Here is an 18,924-nt window from a genome sequence, read left to right on the forward strand (position 1 = left end):
CGACAACACCTATACGGGTGATACGAACATCAATCACGGGACGTTACAGCTTGGTGATGGTGGCACGACCGGCTCGATTGCGAGCAAGAACATCAACAATAACGGGACATTGTCGGTTAACCGTAGTGATGATGTGAAGCTTGATCAGCATATTTCTGGCACGGGCGGTCTGAACCAGGATGGTAGCGGCAAGACGACGCTGACCAACGACAACACCTATACGGGTGATACGAACATCAATCACGGGACGTTACAGCTTGGTGATGGTGGCACGACCGGCTCGATTGCGAGCAAGAACATCAACAATAACGGGACATTGTCGGTTAACCGTAGTGATGATGTGAAGCTTGATCAGCATATTTCTGGCACGGGCGGTCTGAACCAGGATGGCACCGGCAAGACGACGCTGACCAACGATAACACCTATACGGGTGATACGAACATCAATCACGGGACGTTACAGCTTGGTGATGGTGGCACGACCGGCTCGATTGCGAGCAAGAACATCAACAATAACGGGACATTGTCGGTTAACCGTAGTGATGATGTGAAGCTTGATCAGCATATTTCTGGCACGGGCGGTCTGAACCAGGATGGCACCGGCAAGACGACGCTGACCAACGATAACACCTATACGGGTGATACGAACATCAATCACGGGACGTTACAGCTTGGTGATGGTGGCACGACCGGTTCCATTAAGAGCAAGAACATCAACAATAACGGAACGCTGACAGTTAACCGTAGCGATGATGTGAAGCTTGATCAGCATATTTCTGGCACGGGCGGTCTGAACCAGGATGGTAGCGGCAAGACGACGCTAACCAACGACAACACCTATACGGGTGATACGAACATCAATCACGGGACGTTACAGCTTGGTGATGGTGGTACGACCGGCTCGATTGCGAGCAAGAACATCAACAATAACGGGACATTGTCGGTTAACCGTAGTGATGATGTGAAGCTTGATCAGCATATTTCTGGCACGGGCGGTCTGAACCAGGATGGTAGCGGCAAGACGACGCTGACCAACGACAACACCTATACGGGTGATACGAACATCAATCACGGGACGTTACAGCTTGGTGATGGTGGCACGACCGGCTCGATTGCGAGCAAGAACATCAACAATAACGGGACATTGTCGGTTAACCGTAGTGATGATGTGAAGCTTGATCAGCATATTTCTGGCACGGGCGGTCTGAACCAGGATGGCACCGGCAAGACGACGCTAACCAACGACAACACCTATACGGGTGATACGAACATCAATCACGGGACGTTACAGCTTGGTGATGGTGGTACGACCGGTTCCATTAAGAGCAAGAACATCAACAATAACGGGACATTGTCGGTTAACCGTAGTGATGATGTGAAGCTTGATCAGCATATCTCTGGCACGGGCGGTCTGAACCAGGATGGCACCGGCAAGACGACGCTGACCAACGATAACAGCTATGCGGGCCCAACCAATGTGAATGCGGGAACCTTGCAGGTTGATGGGAATCAGAGTGGATCGCATGGTCTGACTTCCGTTGCTTCTGGTGCAACGCTGGCAGGAAATGGCACGATTGGTGGTGATGTTGCTGTGCATAATGGTGGCACCCTCTCTCCCGGAGGGAGCTTAGATAGCGCAGGGAAGATGACGATTAATGGCGGGCTTTCGTTTGATCCAAATGCTCGGCAAGATTGGAATATGGGCCAGGCCAGTAAGGAAGGCGGTCAATATAACGACTTCGTGAATGTTAAGGGTAACTTGCAGCTCGGTGGGACGATTAATATTTCCACAGCACGCGGCGGGCCAGACGTTCAAGACAACTCTCTAGGGGGCGGTGTTTATCGCATGTATTCCTACGGGGGTAAGCTTTCCGGTCAGGATAATCTGAACGGAGTAATGTCTAATGGTGTTCTTGATCCTCATTTAGGAATTCAGACATCAATTGATAAACAAGTGAACCTGATTTCCTCTCATGGTGGTGAGCTGAGCTTCTGGGATGGCAGCGATGTCGCACAGCATGGTGCTAATAACCGTGACGGGAATAGTTCCGTTGATGGCGGCGATGGTGTCTGGACGGCGATCAATGGGAGCGGGGATTATAACTGGACGAACGCTAATGGATCGCGCAATGCACCGTGGGCATCAGGATCTATGGCCATTTTCCAAGGGAAAGCTGGTCATGTTACGGTAAAAGATCAGAATGTCAGAGGCCAAAATGCCCCTGTAATGCTCAGTGGTATGCAGTTTGCGAACCTTGATAATAAAAGTTACCTGATTTCAGGGGATGCGCTTCATGCGGCAACCGCAAACACGATTATTCGTGTTGGTGATGGCACGTCTGAAGGAACCGGTATCACAGCAGAAGTTGCTTCTGTTATTGATGATGGATCCGTTGCTGGTGGGACAGCATTAACAAAAACGGATTCCGGCACGTTAATCCTATCAGGTGATAACCAGTATCATGGCGATACCCGTATCAATGGTGGGACGTTACAGCTTGGTAATGGCGGCACAACAGGGTCGGTTGCCAGCAAGAACATCCTTGATAATGGTGATCTTGTGATTAACCACAGTAATGATGTGGCCTTAGCCCAGAAGATTTCTGGCACGGGGATGTTCCATCAGATTGGTACGGGCAAAACGACGCTGCTCAATGACAACAGTTATACGGGCGATACAACGATTGATCATGGGACGTTACAGCTCGGTAATGGTGGCACGACTGGGTCGATTGCGGGTCAGGCCATTGTTAACAACGGCGCTCTTGCGGTTAATCACAGCAATGACCTGACGTTAGGCCAGAGGATTTCTGGCTCTGGTGACTTCCATCAGGTTGGCACGGGCACAACGACGCTCACCAATGACAATACGTATCAAGGCGATACGACGATTGACCATGGCACGTTACAACTGGGGAATGGTGGCACGACCGGGTCGATTGCTAGCAAGAATATTCTCAATAATAGTGCTCTTGCGGTTAATCACAGCAATGACCTGACGTTAGGCCAGAGGATTTCTGGTACAGGGTCGTTCCATCAGGTTGGCACAGGCAAAACAGTGTTGACCAATGACAATAGCTATACGGGCGATACAACGATTGATCACGGCACGCTGCAATTAGGCAATGGCGGGAAGACAGGATCGTTCGCTAGCAAGAAGATCGTCAATAATGGTGTGTTTGCAGTCAATCGTAGCAATGACGTCGCGCTCAATCAGTTGATCTCTGGCACAGGGGCGTTCCATCAGGTTGGCACTGGTCAGACGACCTTAACCAATGACAATACGTATCAAGGCGATACGACCATTGAGCATGGTGCTCTTCAGTTGGGCGACGGCGGTAGCACAGGGTCAATTGCCGGGCAACATATCGTCAATAATGGCACGCTTGCGGTTAATCACAGCAATGATGTGACGGTAGGTCAGCAGGTTTCTGGCTCAGGTGACTTCCATCAGGCAGGTACTGGCAAAACAACTCTGACGAACGACAATAGCTATCAAGGAACGACCTTTGTTGATCAAGGGGCCTTGCAGTTTGGTGATGGCGGCACAACGGGTTCTGTCCAGTCAGGTGCGATTGTCAATAATGGTGTTCTTGCGGTTAATCGTAGCAATGATGCTGTCTTTGGCCAGAATATCTCAGGCACGGGTGCCTTCAGTCAGGATGGCACGGGCACGACGGTCTTAACCAACGATAACCATTATCAGGGCGATACCACGATCAATCATGGCACGCTCCAGCTTGGTAATGGTGGGGAAACAGGATCTATTGCGAGCCAGAATATCGTCAATAACGGCACGCTTGCGGTCAATCATAGCAATGATGTGACGTTGGGGCAGCAGATTTCTGGCACGGGTGCTTTCCATCAAGATGGAACGGGCCGCACCATTCTGACCAACGACAACACCTATACGGGTGATACCACGATTAATCATGGCACGCTCCAGCTTGGTAATGGTGGAGAAGCGGGCTCTGTTGCGAGTAAGAACATTATCAACAATGGGGTGTTGTCTGTTAACCGCAGTGATGACGTGACATTAGGCCAGCAGATTTCTGGCTCTGGTGCCTTTCATCAAGATGGCCCGGGTATGACGATGATGGTGGCCGACAATACGTATAAAGGAGATACGACAGTTAATGGTGGGGTGTTGCAGCTCGGTGATGGAGGGACGACCGGAGCGGTTGAAAGTAAGAAAATCGTTAATAATGGTCAGCTGATTATTAATCATAGCGATAATGTGCAGTTTGACCATGTGATTTCAGGAAGTGGGGACTTTATTCAAGCAGGGTCGGGTCGGACGATCCTGAAGGCGGATAATACTTACACGGGGGATACGATCGTCGAACCGGGATCATCATTAGAGATTGGGAATGGCGCGACGAATGGGTCTATCAGTGCGAGTAACTTAATTAATGACGGAACGCTCTATATCAATCGCAGTGATAGCGTGTTGATGGCTCAAACGATCTCAGGATCGGGAAATATCATTGCGAATGGTCAGGGCCACATGACCATGATGACGGAGAATAACACTTATACCGGTGACTTCCACTTGATGAGTGGGACGATTGTTGGGTCTCCACGTAGTTTTGGCACAGGTGCGGTTATTGATGATGCTATGCTCATTATGAACAAACCGGGTGTCATGAAAGATGAGCTACGTGGAACGGGGACTTTTGTTGCTGGAGGTGATGGTGTTCTGCATCTTCCAAGCAATCGTGATGATTCCCACTTTACCGGTCAGGTCTTGGTTCAGAAAGGCACAATGAAAGTTGATGGTAACTTCCAAAATGCCAAAATGGATGTCACACAAGGGGCAACTCTTTCCGGAGGAGGTTCTGTCGGGCAGACCCACGTTGGCCAAGGGGGGACTTTGGCAGCAACGGTGGTGGATAAAAAGGACGATGTTCAGCTCGCGCAGCAGGCGGCACCATCTTTGATGCTGAGAAGTCTTTTTGTTGAGGAAGATGCAGCCCCTGTCGCACCTGTTGTGCAGAGTGCTCCGCAGGAAGAAAGTAGCCCTGTAGGGGTTCTGTCGGTGCATGGTGATCTAGGGATGGATCATGATTCTCATCTTGTGGCCCAAGGAACGACGACGGCAACAGGCCAAACGATGGAGGTCAATGGACGGTCATATCAACAATTGCAAAGCAGTCTGATCAAGGTAATTGGCACGGCGGCACTCAAGGGGGGGACAGTTGATTTCAATGTTCCTGAAGGAACGAAGATCTCAGCGCGTCAGGGCTATACTCTGCTGACAGCTAGCAAGGGCGTCACGGGACATTATGATGGGCTCAATACGAACCTTTTGGGCACGTCTGCCTTCTTGTCGCCGCAGCTCGCTTATGCTGCTGATGATGTGGACGTGATCATGAAAAACAATGGCACGAGCTTTGCGAGCATCGCACAAACAGCACAACAGGCGATGATCGGCAATGCCTTGCAGCATATGCCAGAAAACAGCCAGCTTGTGCAGGAAATGGAGGCTCTCAATGCGGCTGATGCCCGCCATGCGATGAAGTCTTTATCCGGTGAGGTTCATGCTTCTGCACGGACGGCCTTGATCCAAGACAGCTATTATGCGCGTCAGGCTGTTCTTGACCGCCTTGATAGTGCTGATTGCGATGGCAGCCCAACGAGTGGTGGCATGGGTGTGGCTGACCTGAAGACGGGTCGCAAAGTGAATGCTTGCTTGTCGAACCGTCCAGTTCTTTGGGGCCAGTCTTATGGAAGTCTGGGTAATAATGGTGGTAATGGCGGAGCAAGCGCTATGCACCATTCCACCACAGGTTTCGTGATGGGGGCTGATGCACCAGTATTTGCAACGTGGCGTGTTGGTGGTTTGGTCAGCTATGGGCGTTCAATGTTCAACCTGAAAGGGGATTCGAATTCCTCTGGCCATAGCAATAACATTACGATTGGTGGTTATGCGGGTAATCATTGGGGCAACCTCCATCTCCGTCTAGGCGCAGCTTATACGTGGAACATTATGAATACCCGTCGTTCTGTCGCGGTTGGGGCTTATAATGGTCGTATGACGAGCGGCTATCTCGGGGGAACAGCGCAAGCTTTTGCTGAGCTTGGTTATAAATTCCACATGCGTCATGCGGTGATTGAGCCTTTCGCCAATGTGGCCTACGTTAATCTCCATATGAATGGTTATCATGAGCACGGGGGTGATGCGGCATTGCGTGGTCATGGGATGGATACAGGCGTCACATTCTCTACCTTCGGTATGCGTGCTTCAACCTCCTTTATGGTGGGGAAAACAGTGATTACGCCACAGGCCATGTTTGCTTATCGTCATAGCTTTGGTCTGAGGACACCATCGGCACGTGCGATGTTTGCAGGAGCGAGTGCTGGCTCTATCGAGACGGTTGGTGCGCCATTGTCGAGTAATTCCGCTGTGTTGAAACTGGGGATGACGGCGAAATTAACGAACCGTATTGACGTGGGTGTGTCTTACATCGGTCAGTATGGAACACACTCCGTGGATAGTGGGGCAGAAGGACATGTGCGTTTGGCCTTCTAAGGCGCTCCGCTAGGCGGGATAGATCGTACAAAATAATGGCGTTCCATAGATATGATGGAACGCCATTACTATATCAAACGGTATGAAAGAGCCTCACTTGTGAGGCTGGGTGCTTTTATCAAGCTGGCCGCGTGCTGCTGTGTAAGCAGGAGAGCGAGGGCCCGGTAGAATGCCGTTTATGGAAGAAGGAGACAAAAGATATTCAGAGGCTTCTCCTGCAACCTCATGGGCATAGTCGAGTTGGGAATTCATGATCTGCCCAACTGCGGCTGTTATAAGAGAACCCAGAGGGCTTGAGCTGCTATTATCATTTGTGTTGTGGCGACTAATGGCGGAACCTTCCCAAATGGACAGACCATTGCGGAGGTCAATAAGGCGCGCTTTGATGCTTACGGTCGTGACGCTATTAAAAACCTGATAGGAATTCCCGTAGCGTTCCACCGTCAGATAAAGCCCCGTATCTGCTCCGAAGATTTCATGCAGTTTAGTCGGTGGAATGTTTTGAGCATCTTCCGATGTCATAACGCCACTGCTGCGGAATGTTTCATTCGTGAGGGCGACAGGCAACACGTAATATCCCGCTTCACCCAATGGGTGCGTGACTTGGGAGAGAACACTGTTAGATGCTTGAATATCCACGCTATGATTGATGGGCGGTAAGACCAATATGGAGGCCGGATTGCTCGCGCGAAAGGCTGTATAATCATAGGGTACGCTTTTATGAGCGCAGCCGGATAACAGTACGGTCATACTGACAGCAGAAAGAAGCGTTTTAAAAGACGTGATACGCATGAGATGTTAGCTCCGGGCTGCCGTGTTGGAAGAAGATGATGGTGCAGGAGCTGTCGGAGCAGGGGCGGCGTTTTCGCCGGTCATTGTATGGAGCAGCCTGTCCATATAAGGCGTGCTTTCGGGGAAGAGTGATTTTTCTTTCTCAAAAGCATCGCGGGCTTGGTTAGCTCTACCAACTTGAGCGTAAAGATAGCCCAATTCAGCGTAGTAACCCGGTGCTGGAATACGATTTTTGCTTTGTGCTTGTGCGATCCCGCGTTCAAGTACAGCGATGCCTGCTGCAGGGTCTGCCTTTTGGCTTAGTGTGTTGTACACTTGATCCTGATAGCCTTTCCAATAGTAAAGCGGTGGCCGGTGGGAAGAGCAGGCGCTTAAAGCAGGGGCGAGTAGAAGTGTGACTGTGGCGAGCCCTGTCCGCCATGGGGAGAGAGGAAACATCTATGGGAGATACCTTTATTTAGAAGGGAAAGGCCATGCGCCATGGTCAAGAGCTTCAACCAAACGGTTGACGGCCTCACGGATGGCAAGATCAAGCACTTTGTCGTTCAAGGTAGAATCATAGCTCGAAGAGCCACCGAATCCGACAATTTCACGGTTGGAAAGCTGGTAATCGCCTGCTCCCTGAACCGTGTACACTACCTCAGAGGTATCAACATTGACGATATTGAGGGCAACTTTAGCGTAAGCGATCTGCTTACGTCCTTGTCCCAACATACCAAATAACGCTTGGTCGCCTGTTTCTTTACGACCGAATTCTGTCACGTCACCTGTTACGAGGAAGCGAGCGCCTTTGATATGGAGTTGCGTGCCGGAGAAGTGCCCTTCTTGGGCCATAGCATCAAGATTGCTGCGATCCATCAAATTGAAATGATTAGATTCTTGTAAATGGCTTGCGAGGATCGTTTTCGCTTGATTCCCGAGATAGTCCGTTCCGCTAGAGAATAATCCATTCATGTAATGAGAACGGTTTTGGAATTGTCCAATGGCAATAGCTGGGCGAGGGCCTTGATAGGGTTGGTTAGTGGACGTGACATGCTCCACCGGAAGTGTGTGCGATGATTCTGTTGCACAACCAGCTGTTAATGCCATAGAGGCGAGTAAAATATAGCCAAAAGAGGAGGTCTTCATTGCATTTATTCTTCCATTGTGAGCTATCTATTTGAGTATATAAATTTTTCTTGCGATGAGGAAATGAAATGTTTATTAATTATTAAGTGTGCTATAAATACCACATACTGAACGCTTGTAATCGGCAATAATAGGTAAGAGAATAAGAGATCGTGAGTGGGGAAAGGTCTGGGAAACAGGTTGATCTTTCATTTTTGATTAAGAAGTAAAAATAGGGTATATTGTCTCAATCGCCACTATTCTAGTGTTAAGTTGATTCTACTCAAACGCTATTGTTATCTGGCGATTTATAAAGAATGGGGGATGGCACCCCTCGTAGGAGAGCAGTTATGCGGCTGATATGTATTGGTGACAGTCAGAAAAATGCTGATGGCCGACCATGCTCAACTTTGTCAGAGGCGATTTCTAAGGGGCATATTTCCCTCCGTATTACAGGGAAGGAAGGGGTATTGAGTGCGTTGCGGCATTTCCCTTCCGATATTGCGGTCATCCAGCAAATTCAACCGAACCCGATGTTGGTTCAGATGATCCGTAATAATCGTTTTAGTATCCCCATTCTTATTATTACACGCGAGAGCACGGCTGAAAGTGTCGCTGCTGTGTTGGCTGCAGGAGCGGATGATTGTGTCCCGATAACGATGGATCCTGTGGAGCTGTTGGCGCGTCTGCGTGCTATCGTGCGTCGTGTTTCTGGCGTTGGGGTAACGAGCCAAACGATTACGATCGGTCGTCTTATGTTGCGGGAAGACACGCGAGAGGTGCTGGTTGATGATGATATGGTGCCGTTAACACATAATGAATATGACATTATGTCTTTGATGGTACGCAGACGTGGCAATCTTCTTAATAAATCGGCCATTCTAGCTGCGCTTTATGCAGATCGAGAAAAACCAGCGAGTAAAACGGTGGATGTCATGGTATGTCGTATCCGCCAAAAGCTTAGAAAAAGAGGAATACAAACTCCTTTTAAAACGAGTTGGGGGATGGGGTATCGCTTGAATGAGGAGGCCTTTTTGCCGTTTGGGGCCCGTCATGAGGATGATATGGAGTTTGCACCTTCTTCTGCACGGGAATCGAGCATGCCAATTACAGCAGGCGGGAATATCACAGCGGGTTTACCTGACCAGCACCAATAGTTCGTTGTTTTAAAAAGCCTCACGAGCGATACTAATTGCGCTGACAGGTGCATCAAAAATAGCCAAAGCACCTTCTGATGTGGCATGAAAGGAGAAAGACGTCTGAAATGGAGACGCTATTCCCCATTGAGAAGGGGTGGCCAAGACAGTAAAAGCGGCTGAGATAGTCGCACTGTGATGACCTGGAGCTGCATATAGATGAGTGAAACGCCTTCCAATCCTTCTGCTGAAGGAGCAGAAAACGAACAGTCTGCTCGTGAGGGAAAGGGGAAATCTAAAAAGACCCTTTTTGCGATTATCGGTGCTGTCGTTCTTTTGGCAGCTGGTGGCTTCTTTGCATGGGAGAAGAATTTTCTTCCATTTCTGCCTGCTGCTAAACCTCAAGCAGCTCATAATGGAAAGGGGCAGAGCGCGGGTGGTTTTCTTGATCGGTCGTTACAGCTAGGTATTCCTGCGGCGACGGCTAATCTCGACACTGGCAATGGGCGGACTGTTTACGTCAAGATGACAGCACGTGTCGAAATTGAGGGCGCAAAAGATGCCACCTCTCTGCAAGGGCGCGTGCCTGAGATCCAGGACATTTTCCAAACCTATCTTCATGAGACACGGCCAGAAGACCTTCACGGGAGCGGCTTTTATCGGTTGAGGGAAGCGCTTTTGCGGCGGCTTCGTGCTGATCTTGCTCCACTCAAAGTGAGCAATATTTATATCACCGAATTATTGACCCAATAACACTGGATCACGTGACATTATGGCCGACGAAGAAGAGCAGAACATCTCAGAAGGGGCTTCCACAGATGAGGCTTCTAAGGCTGAGGAGCAGCCATCTGATGAGGGTAATGAGGGCGCTACACAGGAAGAAACTACCGAAGAGCCCTCTGAGGGAACTGGAGCTGCTCAAGGGGAAGACGACAGCCAAGAGACGCTTGATCAATCCGCTATTGATGCCATGCTGGGCGATACTTTCGCCGGCTCGTCAGTGCGTGAAGAAAGCGGAATTGAACGTGTCATCAAGACGGGTTTTGTTGCGTACGAACGCATGCCGATGCTCGAGAATGTGTTCGATCGGTTTGTGCGTTTTTTGTCGTCAAAGTTACTTGGTTTTACCAATGATACGGTAGACATCACGCTTGAAAGTATGCGTTCCCTTCGTTTTGGGGACTATATGCAAGAAGTGCCTTCTTCGTCAGTTTTCAACGTCTTCAAGGCGGAGCAATGGAAGAATTATGGCCTCCTGATTTTCGATGCATCTTTGTCCTATTCTATTGTTGATATTCTGATGGGTGGGCAGAGAGGATCAAGGCTAAAAATTATCGAAAACCGTCCTCCGACAGCTCTTGAACGTGCTTTGATCGAAAAACTGGCGACGATTAGTCTGACAGAGCTTTCTGAAGCTTTTGTGCCCGTGGGTGATATTAATCTTCATTTTGAGCGTTTGGAGATCAGCTCAAGCTTTGCGACGATTGTCCGTCCTTCAAACGCTGCGGTAACAGCGCGCTTCCATGTGGATATGGGGGATCGCAGCGGCAATATGGATCTTATCCTCCCTTATGCAACGCTGGAACCTGTGCGCGAAAAATTATCCCAACAGTTTATGGGGGAAAATTTCGGGAGTGACTCAGCCTGGGAAGATTATCTCATTTCTGAGATCATGGAGACCAGCATCACGATGTCGACGGTGTTTGAAGAAACGTTTCTGCCCTTATCGCAGATATTGGATCTTAAGAAAGGCTCTGTCCTGCATCTCCCACACAAAAGGGGCGCGCCTTACCAAGTACAGATGGAATGTGATGGCACTCCTATGTTTGTCGGCACGTTGGGGAAGGCGCATAATATGCAAGTGGTACGTATTGATCAGCGTCTTATCCCGCCAGAAGATGAGATTCATACGGCGGCTGACCTTGGGATTTTCCAAGATTCTACGCATAAAAGTGCTGACCAGCAACAATAGGCCATAGTGTAGGGAGGGCGTTATCGTGGCTCTTCCTAAAAGATAATCACGCAGGACGTCATGCTTTTAGAAAATAGCCAGACCATCATTGAGGTGATTTTAACCCTCGTCATTGTGGCGGGGATTATCAGCTCGCGGCGAATCGTGAAGCGTCTTGGCGTGATTCGTGAAACCTACGCTGCGCTTAATGAGATGGTGGCCAGTCTTGATACCTCAACAGAGCATGTCGGGCGTTTGTTTGATGCCATGAAGCTGGAGGCCAGCAAGGGAGGGAAGCGGCTCAACACCCTTGTTGAGCATGCGCGTAATGCGGGGGAAGATTTAACGGATCTTCAGAAAATGGTGAGCGAGGTTTCTGCTCAGCTAGAGCAGGATGTCACCAAAGCAGATAAGCGGCAGGCGGCTCTTGAGGAAGCGATTCGTAGGGCGCAAAGAGCGGCAGATTTACTCGAAAAACGCCTTGATTCCTACCATGATATTCCTTCAGCGGAGACGCTCAAAGCTCAGTATGAGCAGAAGATGAAAGAGGTGGAAGAAACGATGAAAAAGGCATTTATGCCAATGTCCCCTCATGTTGGAGGTGATTCGCTGACTGTATCGTTCCATCCTGAAATTTTTGACCCTAAACACGATACATCGCCCTCTCCAAAAGAGGAGCCATCTGTCTATTCCTCCAACTTTGAGGATCATTTTGAACGTCCTATGCCGCATTCCATGCGCTCTCCGCGACCTTATATGAAGGCCGTGGATGAGAAAAAATAAGAGAAAAATGAAATTAAACGAGTATAATTCTTTGTTTTATAAGGATTTTTATCATCGTTCTGAAGAATTTCATCTCTCTGTTAATCTTCTTGTAGCCATTTGATGTTTTATTCTCTCATGTCATCCAAACGGCTTGGCGATGGGCCAGGCGATCTCGGAGAATAGATCAATGTCACTATCGATTAATACAAACGTCAACTCAATGATCGCTCTGGAAAACCTGAGCAGCACGCAGAGCCAGCTGTCCCAGACCCAGAATGCGATTTCTACCGGTAAGAAGGTTTCTACCGCTTCTGACAACCCAGCTTCTTACGGCATTGCTTCTCAGATCAACAACGACATTTCCGGTCAGAACACCGTGAATGACGGTCTGAGCTATGCTTCACGCATTAACACGACAGCAAGCTCTGCTCTTTCCAGCATTGGCTCTGTTCTGGATAACCTGCGTGGTTCCGTGACCAGCTTGGGTCAGCACGTTGGTGACCCTGCTTCTCTGGCACGTCTCAATGACACTATCACGGGTCAGATTAACCAGATCAACACGATTGCTCGTAACTCCACACTTCAGGGTGTGAATCTGCTGACCGCTGGTACGGGCGATGGTCTAGGTATTACCACAAACAACCTGAGCTTCGTGACGGGTCTGCGTGGTGAAACACAGACGACTTCTGGTTTTGCAAGCACTTTCCAGGCTGAAACTGGTGCGACTGGTCAGGCTGGATCTTTGAGCGATCTTCTTGGTCTGTCTACAGGTACAGTAACGGGTGGTGATGCGACAGGGAACGTCTTTGTGACGGGTTCTGGTAGCGCCATCGCACTTGCGACAGCAGGCTCACAGGTTTCCGCTTCTGGCATCAATCAAGGCACGAAGACGCTCGCTAGCTTGATTGACATCGTGAGCAAGGCGAAGTCTGCAGTCTTGAATGTTTCTGGTAAGCTGGGTGCAAATCAGCAGACCATCGACACGATGAGCTCCTTTGGTCAGGTCACATCTGACTCTCTGACAGCTGCTGGCGGTGCGCTGACAGATGCTGACATGGCTTCTGAGAGTGCAAAACAGACATCTCTGCAGACGAAGCAGTCCTTGGGCATTAAGTCTCTGTCCATTTCCAACAGCCAGTCTCAGAACATTCTGCAGCTCTTCCAATAAGAGTGATTTTTCTCAGCTTTGGCTGAGTGAGAGTGGAGGAAACGCCACCACAGAAATGTGGTGGCGTTTTTTTATGAATTTATGACATCATGATAACGCTTAAAGTAGCGTGATGTGTAACGTATATGTGAGGGAGTAATAAGCGTGTCGGATGATGAGAAGACGCCACTATTTCATAAGTTGGAAGCAGCGATTGGGCATCATCGCAATGGACGCACTCATCAGGCAATGGCTTTGTATAAAGAGGTCATAACGCTCGATTCACGCAATGTCATTGCTCTTAATAATTACGGCGCCCTACTTCTAAAAGAAAATGACTTAAATGGTGCTCTGACTGTTCTGCGGCAGGCTGTTGAGATTGATCCTCAAGCCTATGATGCATGGAGTAATCTTGGGGATGCCTGCCAGCTTTTGCAGGATTATCTTGCAGCGATTAATTGTTATCAAAAAGCGCTAACAATCAAACCAACTCATGCGCCTGCTTTGGGAAACTTGGCATCAGCCCTGAAACCAATCGGAGAGTTCACGCTAGCGGAGCGTTTCCATAAGGCGGCTTTAGAGGTGGACCCGACGCATGTGGAAACACATACGAATTATGCGCTCTTCCTCCTTGCGACAGGCCGCTACAAGGAAGGATTTCGTGAATATGAATGGCATTGGAGAGAATGCGCAAAACGTGTGGGGAGAGCGGCTATCCAATGGGATGGCACGCCTCTTAATGGCAGGACGTTGCTTGTGTATTTCGTTGGAGGATTTGGTGATGCTGTGCAGTTTAGCCGTTTTTTGCCGCAACTTGAGAAACAGAATGGGCAAATTATCGTTGCGACACGCAAGCCCTTATTAGCGCTTTTGCGTTATTCATTCCCGACGATAACATTTGTGGACGATGCAGAAACACTTCCTCTTCATGATGTCCAGACGCCGATTATGAGCCTTGCGCATTTTACGGGCGTAACGCTGGAAACGCTTCCGTTTTCAGAAGGCTTTTTGAAAGTGCAGCCTGAGAAAATGGCCGAGTGGAGAGAGCGTTTACAGCATGATCAAGGGTCGACAGCCGCTTCAGCACCATTGCGTGTTGGTTTAGTGTGGGCGGGAGCGCCTCATAAACATATAAAATTTATTGAGTTTGCGAATAGACGGCGTTCTCTTGACCTGAAGACGTTGGCTCCGTTAGCAGAAGCAGTACCAGAGGCGATTTTTTACAGTTTACAAATTGGTGACAAGAAAGAGCAGGCCGCGCATCCGCCAGCCCCTATGACGTTGATTGATTATACAGACCATATTCATGATTTCTCAGATACAGCTGCATTAATCACTCAGCTGGATGTCGTGGTAGCTGTGGATACTTCCACAGCACACGTAGCGGCCGGACTTGGCAAGCCTGTTATGATGCTGTCACGTTTTGATCAATGCTGGCGTTGGCTGGCAAAGCGTTCTGATTCACCATGGTATGATAGCTTGACGATCTATCAGCAAAAGCGCCCGCTTGATTGGTCTGAAGCGTTTGAAGATGCCAAGCGTGACCTAAGAGCCATGCAGGACGCAAAAGAAAAAGCACACGGTGTCTGAGAAGAGCATGTTTGAGAAAGGGGGCCGTCTTGTTGATAGGCCCCCTTCGGTAGTAGTTGCAAAGCCCGGCTATATTTTATCGAACCATAGCACTCATCATGTCCCTCCCTAAGGGTGGGAGGATAAGGCCTTGCCTCTTCAAAAATCACATATAATCAGCGAGAGTCATGCCCTTCGTTTTTGCGATGAGTGAGTAGGAGGCTTTAAGGCGGGTGCTCAGGTCGGAGGCCTGCGTCGCCACAACGGCCATGTCAGCATCTACATTTGTTGACAGTTGCGTCTGTAGCGATGTTTGGACAGACGTGAAGGTCTTTTGCTGACTTTTAATGTTGTTTTGTTCCACACCAATAGAGGTGTTCATGTCGATCAAGCGATTAGAGCTATCGGTAAAAGAAGCTTGGAGTTTTTTAGCCAGCTCCGTGAACCCCGGTGTCGTAGAGCTCATTCCCTGCATAGAAGAGACGATCATCATATCACGCATCATATCGCGGATTGGAGACCCAGTGGAGGTATCAGATGCCTGACCACCTTCCGTCGCAACAACGCCATTGGAGGAGGTTGAGGCACTCGTTGGCCCTGTCACGACTTGTCGGCGCATTGTTGTGGCCTTCTCAGCAGATGTCGAGATTGATGGCGAGAAGACTGACATGGAGGAGGAGTTATCTGCTGCTGCCGCTGTGGCCTGTTTAAAAATATCATCAACATTGTTGCCAGAGAGGCCGGAGACAATCTTAGAAATGGACTTCGCTAACGGTGAATCTGACAGTTGATTGGGGGAGGGGACAGTTGGTTCATTTTCTGCTGTACCGGAGAAGATGTAGCCCATTCCGTCAGATGTATTGAGGATGTTCCCGATTGTGCTTAGGGAAGAGCGTGCATTTGAAATAGTAGCATCAAGCGGCTGTGCTTTAGAGCCTAAGGTCGATTCTATCCCAAGCATTTGAGAGGAGAAGCTTTGGGCAATATTGGTCACTTGCTCAATGGCCTTTGAGCTGATCGAAAGACGGTTCTGCACAGAACTCATATTTGTTTGGTAGTCCGCAAGCTGTGCGATTTTGGGGCTAAGAGCAAGGGTTGCCCCCCGGTTATCACCCAAGCCCGCGATGCTGCTCGAGATTGTCCCTTGGGTGGCTTGCCAAGAGTTAAGCTGCTGTTGGTCGCGGATTTGCTGAATCCCATCAGAAAGGATTTGGCTCATTCCACTTGCGCCATACTGGCCAACTGAGAGACTCATAACAATGACCTTCCGCTATTACCTTATTGCACCGCGTTGATGAGTGCGGAGAACATGGACTGAACCGCCGAAATGACCTTCGCATTGGCACTATAGGCATTTTGGAGGGTGATGACATTGGCCATCTGGTTATCAACATTCACGCCAGACACGTTAGAAACTTGCGTTGACAGCGTTGTCTTTACAGAAGACGCGGTGGAAAGGTTGGACGATGTGTTGCTGATTGTGAGCGCTTGATTAGATGTCAGCGAAGACGCAAGCTGGCTGAGCCCTTGCTCCCCAGAATATCCTGTCGAGAACTCTCCAGTTGGGCCCAGAGAATCAGTCGGGGCTGCTAACTTTCCCGTTACTGCGCTAGAGGTCGTGCCTAACGCCTGACTAAGCGCATTGGTGACAGCGGTTGTATCAGCTGTGTCACCATTTTTGTTTGTGGTCAGCAAGGACGGCTTGTCCACATACTGTTGATTAACGGCAAGAGAGGACGACAGGCCAACTGTGCCCTGAGGGGCCGTCTTCGTCGGGTCAGATGACAGCGGCTGGGACGTTCCGTTACTAAAGAGTGGCAAACCCGCAGCATTAAACCGGTTGACCATCGTGTAGGAGAAGGAATCCAGCTGTGCCTGCATGCCCGGATAGGTGTTATCACGCAGGGTAAGGTTAGCCCCTAATGTCCCCCCTGTGAGGTGGTTTGTGACATCACGACCATTGATTGAAATAGCTGGAATTCCGCCATTTGTATCGCCCTGCTTATAGTACATTCCAGGGGATAAGGTGGCGTTTGATGTTGTGAGTGGCCAGCCGGAAGAGGGCAGAGATTGACTGCTATCTGACTGATTGATTTGGTCAGGGCGCGTAGGGATCTGCATACCGTCTTGTGTGTTAACGATCATATCCCCGTTGGGTTGCTCGGTGAAAGAAACGCCAAGCTTGCTGGAAAGGCGGCTCATGGACTCGAAGCGTTTATTCTCGAGGTCTGACGTGTCTTTCCCAGTGCCTTGCATGAGCATAATCTGCTTAGAGATCTGTCCAATCGTTGTGACGTCGGAGTTAATTCCAGCGACCGTGCTCACAATCCCGTCTTGGGCCCCTTGGCGTTGCGACTGATAGACTGAGGACAGCGTGCCAATATTGCTTACCAATGTCTGAGCATTGCCGATAACCGTTGAGTGAGCCGCACTGCTGCGAGGGGTATTGGTTAATGCTGTCAGGCTGCTTGTCACGCTCTGGAGGGTATTGGTGAGCGTGCCAATCGTGTTTGTGGCACCGGATGAAGATGAGGTCGTCCCCTGTACAGCAGAAAGGCTGGAGAGGGAGTTGTTCATCGTCGTCAGTCCAGAAACATTAGCGTTCTGACGATATAAAGCCGCCTGAAGCGGGGGAGAGATGTGGAGTGTATTATTGCCAGTGGTGACACCTGTGCCTTTGCCGGAAATAACCGCGGAGGTGGAGACGGCATTTTCTGACACGTAGCCTTCTGTGGAAGCGTTTGTGACATTTTTTGAGGTGGTCGCAAGCCCGGCTTCAACATTCTGAAGACCGCTAGACGCGATATTAAGGGACAGACCAAGGCTCATCATTTTTCTCCACGGGCAAACTCACGCATTTAAGGCCAGCTCGCGTTAGACAGGCTCTTTGAGAAGAGTAAATAGCGCAAAAAGGTTACAAAGAGATTGCGCGGGGTGGTTTTTTGTTCTTCTAACAATGAACAAGGTCATCATTCAGTAAAGGATTTAGGAGGATGGTTCAGTGGTGATCTTATCAATGGCATTTTGCAGACGGGTGGATTCGGTCTGGATGAGCTGAAAGTTCAGGTCATATTCACGCTGAGTGCGCATAAGATCCGTTGTTTCTTGAATAGCATTGACGTTACTGGACTCCAGCATGCCCTGACGTATCTCGACATTATCCACTGGGCGGAGGCGCGTCGTTGGGCGGAAAAGATGGTTGCCTTCAGCATGAAGTGTATTGAGGTTTTCAACTGTTGAGATGCCAATCTTAGCAATGGCTTGCTGCCGTTGTGTAGAGATTGTCCCATCAGCGGCAATGGAAAGCGGATAGACATCGTCGTTGGGATCAAGAGTGATGGGACGGTTTTGGTCATCCAGCAACGCATTGCCTGAGAGATCAACAATCGTTCCATCAGAGGTTCGGCTAAATTGTCCGTTCCTCGTTAGTTTGACGCCGTCTTTGGTTCTAATATTGAAGAAGCCTTCACCATTGATCCCGATATCCAAAGGATTGCCTGTTTGGCGAAGGGCTCCTTGGGATGTGTCACGGTAGGTTGCTTTGTCTTGGTTATAATCCAGCGTTTTTTCCGAACCGAGCCCATGAGCATTGCGTTGCTTGGATAGATAGTCGGAAAAAAGAACGCGCGAGCTTTTGAACCCATCTGTGTTGCTATTGGCTAAGTTGTTAGCCGTTACCTCAAGTGAGCGCGTAAGCGCATCGACGCGTGAGAGCGCTAAGAAATTCGTGCTGTCCACGATCCCTCCGTTGAGGACATAGGATGAATAAGAATGAAGACGAAAACGTTCGCTCTAGAATAACTGAAGAAAAAATCTTTTGATATAAAAAATATATGGAGAGGGGAGCATTCTCCATAAAAATCTGGAGTAAGAGGTGTCCCCAGTGTGACCATAAAATAGAGCGGCCTGCACTGTTTCCTGATGT

Annotated in this window: 13 protein-coding genes; 7 read left to right on the forward strand and 6 right to left on the reverse strand. The window is 49.4% G+C overall.

The features are described from left to right. On the forward strand, positions 1–6,532 hold a 6,532-nt coding region (locus GS535_RS05330; RefSeq protein WP_160799173.1), incomplete at its 5' end, for an autotransporter-associated beta strand repeat-containing protein. A gap of 93 nt (positions 6,533–6,625) precedes the next feature. Here GS535_RS05330 and GS535_RS05335 read toward each other — a convergent pair. Genes GS535_RS05335 through GS535_RS05345 form a run of 3 tightly spaced genes read right to left on the reverse strand, consistent with a single transcriptional unit; the run spans position 6,626 to position 8,452 of the window. Beyond that, on the reverse strand, positions 6,626–7,324 hold the full coding sequence (locus tag GS535_RS05335) for a DUF799 domain-containing protein (protein ID WP_160791120.1): 699 nt from the start codon (positions 7,322–7,324) through the stop codon (positions 6,626–6,628). A gap of 6 nt (positions 7,325–7,330) precedes the next feature. Beyond that, positions 7,331–7,762: a DUF4810 domain-containing protein gene (locus GS535_RS05340; protein ID WP_160791121.1), complete on the reverse strand. Its 432-nt coding sequence runs from the start codon at positions 7,760–7,762 to the stop codon at positions 7,331–7,333. Between the two features lie 15 nt (positions 7,763–7,777). Next, positions 7,778–8,452, reverse strand: a complete 675-nt coding sequence (locus tag GS535_RS05345; protein ID WP_160791122.1) for a CsgG/HfaB family protein — start codon at positions 8,450–8,452, stop codon at positions 7,778–7,780. 329 nt (positions 8,453–8,781) lie between these two features. Between GS535_RS05345 and GS535_RS05350 the strand changes: the two genes are divergently transcribed. From GS535_RS05350 to GS535_RS05375, 6 genes are all read left to right on the forward strand, one after another. Continuing rightward, on the forward strand, positions 8,782–9,588 hold the full coding sequence (locus tag GS535_RS05350) for a response regulator transcription factor (RefSeq protein ID WP_160791123.1): 807 nt from the start codon (positions 8,782–8,784) through the stop codon (positions 9,586–9,588). Positions 9,589–9,786: 198 nt separating this feature from the next. Beyond that, positions 9,787–10,320, forward strand: coding sequence for a flagellar basal body-associated FliL family protein (locus GS535_RS05355; protein ID WP_160791124.1), 534 nt, complete (start codon positions 9,787–9,789; stop codon positions 10,318–10,320). 19 nt (positions 10,321–10,339) lie between these two features. Continuing rightward, positions 10,340–11,539: a flagellar motor switch protein FliM gene (gene fliM / locus GS535_RS05360; protein ID WP_160791125.1), complete on the forward strand. Its 1,200-nt coding sequence runs from the start codon at positions 10,340–10,342 to the stop codon at positions 11,537–11,539. Between the two features lie 60 nt (positions 11,540–11,599). Further along, on the forward strand, positions 11,600–12,301 hold the full coding sequence (locus GS535_RS05365) for a hypothetical protein (RefSeq protein WP_160791126.1): 702 nt from the start codon (positions 11,600–11,602) through the stop codon (positions 12,299–12,301). Between the two features lie 169 nt (positions 12,302–12,470). Further along, positions 12,471–13,451 carry a flagellin gene (locus GS535_RS05370; RefSeq protein WP_160791127.1) on the forward strand — a complete coding sequence of 327 codons (981 nt, stop codon included), beginning with the start codon at positions 12,471–12,473 and terminating at the stop codon, positions 13,449–13,451. A gap of 144 nt (positions 13,452–13,595) precedes the next feature. Further along, positions 13,596–15,020: a tetratricopeptide repeat protein gene (locus tag GS535_RS05375; protein WP_160791128.1), complete on the forward strand. Its 1,425-nt coding sequence runs from the start codon at positions 13,596–13,598 to the stop codon at positions 15,018–15,020. Positions 15,021–15,165: 145 nt separating this feature from the next. Here the strand turns inward: GS535_RS05375 and GS535_RS05380 are convergent, their stop codons facing one another. From GS535_RS05380 to flgF, 3 genes are all read right to left on the reverse strand, one after another. After that, positions 15,166–16,254: a flagellar biosynthesis protein FlgL gene (locus GS535_RS05380; RefSeq protein ID WP_160791129.1), complete on the reverse strand. Its 1,089-nt coding sequence runs from the start codon at positions 16,252–16,254 to the stop codon at positions 15,166–15,168. A gap of 23 nt (positions 16,255–16,277) precedes the next feature. After that, positions 16,278–17,831 (reverse strand): flagellar hook-associated protein FlgK, encoded by a 1,554-nt coding sequence (gene flgK / locus GS535_RS05385; RefSeq protein ID WP_237442205.1) that lies wholly within the window; start codon positions 17,829–17,831, stop codon positions 16,278–16,280. A gap of 153 nt (positions 17,832–17,984) precedes the next feature. Continuing rightward, on the reverse strand, positions 17,985–18,737 hold the full coding sequence (flgF, locus tag GS535_RS05390) for a flagellar basal-body rod protein FlgF (RefSeq protein WP_160791130.1): 753 nt from the start codon (positions 18,735–18,737) through the stop codon (positions 17,985–17,987). Positions 18,738–18,924 lie beyond the last annotated feature (187 nt).

The sequence above is a fragment of the Saccharibacter sp. EH611 genome, assembly GCF_009834765.1.
In the GTDB taxonomy this organism is placed as follows: Bacteria; Pseudomonadota; Alphaproteobacteria; order Acetobacterales; family Acetobacteraceae; genus Saccharibacter.

What these genes read in the sequence shown, in the direction of transcription:
- GS535_RS05335 (WP_160791120.1), bottom strand. Translation starts at nt 7,324, where the DNA reads ATGCGTATCACGTCTTTTAAAACGCTTCTTTCTGCTGTCAGTATGACC.
- GS535_RS05340 (WP_160791121.1), bottom strand. Translation starts at nt 7,762, where the DNA reads ATGTTTCCTCTCTCCCCATGGCGGACAGGGCTCGCCACAGTCACACTT.
- fliM (WP_160791125.1), top strand. Translation starts at nt 10,340, where the DNA reads ATGGCCGACGAAGAAGAGCAGAACATCTCAGAAGGGGCTTCCACAGAT.
- GS535_RS05345 (WP_160791122.1), bottom strand. Translation starts at nt 8,452, where the DNA reads ATGAAGACCTCCTCTTTTGGCTATATTTTACTCGCCTCTATGGCATTA.
- GS535_RS05355 (WP_160791124.1), top strand. Translation starts at nt 9,787, where the DNA reads ATGAGTGAAACGCCTTCCAATCCTTCTGCTGAAGGAGCAGAAAACGAA.
- flgK (WP_237442205.1), bottom strand. Translation starts at nt 17,831, where the DNA reads ATGATGAGCCTTGGTCTGTCCCTTAATATCGCGTCTAGCGGTCTTCAG.
- GS535_RS05350 (WP_160791123.1), top strand. Translation starts at nt 8,782, where the DNA reads ATGCGGCTGATATGTATTGGTGACAGTCAGAAAAATGCTGATGGCCGA.
- GS535_RS05380 (WP_160791129.1), bottom strand. Translation starts at nt 16,254, where the DNA reads ATGAGTCTCTCAGTTGGCCAGTATGGCGCAAGTGGAATGAGCCAAATC.
- GS535_RS05365 (WP_160791126.1), top strand. Translation starts at nt 11,600, where the DNA reads ATGCTTTTAGAAAATAGCCAGACCATCATTGAGGTGATTTTAACCCTC.
- GS535_RS05370 (WP_160791127.1), top strand. Translation starts at nt 12,471, where the DNA reads ATGTCACTATCGATTAATACAAACGTCAACTCAATGATCGCTCTGGAA.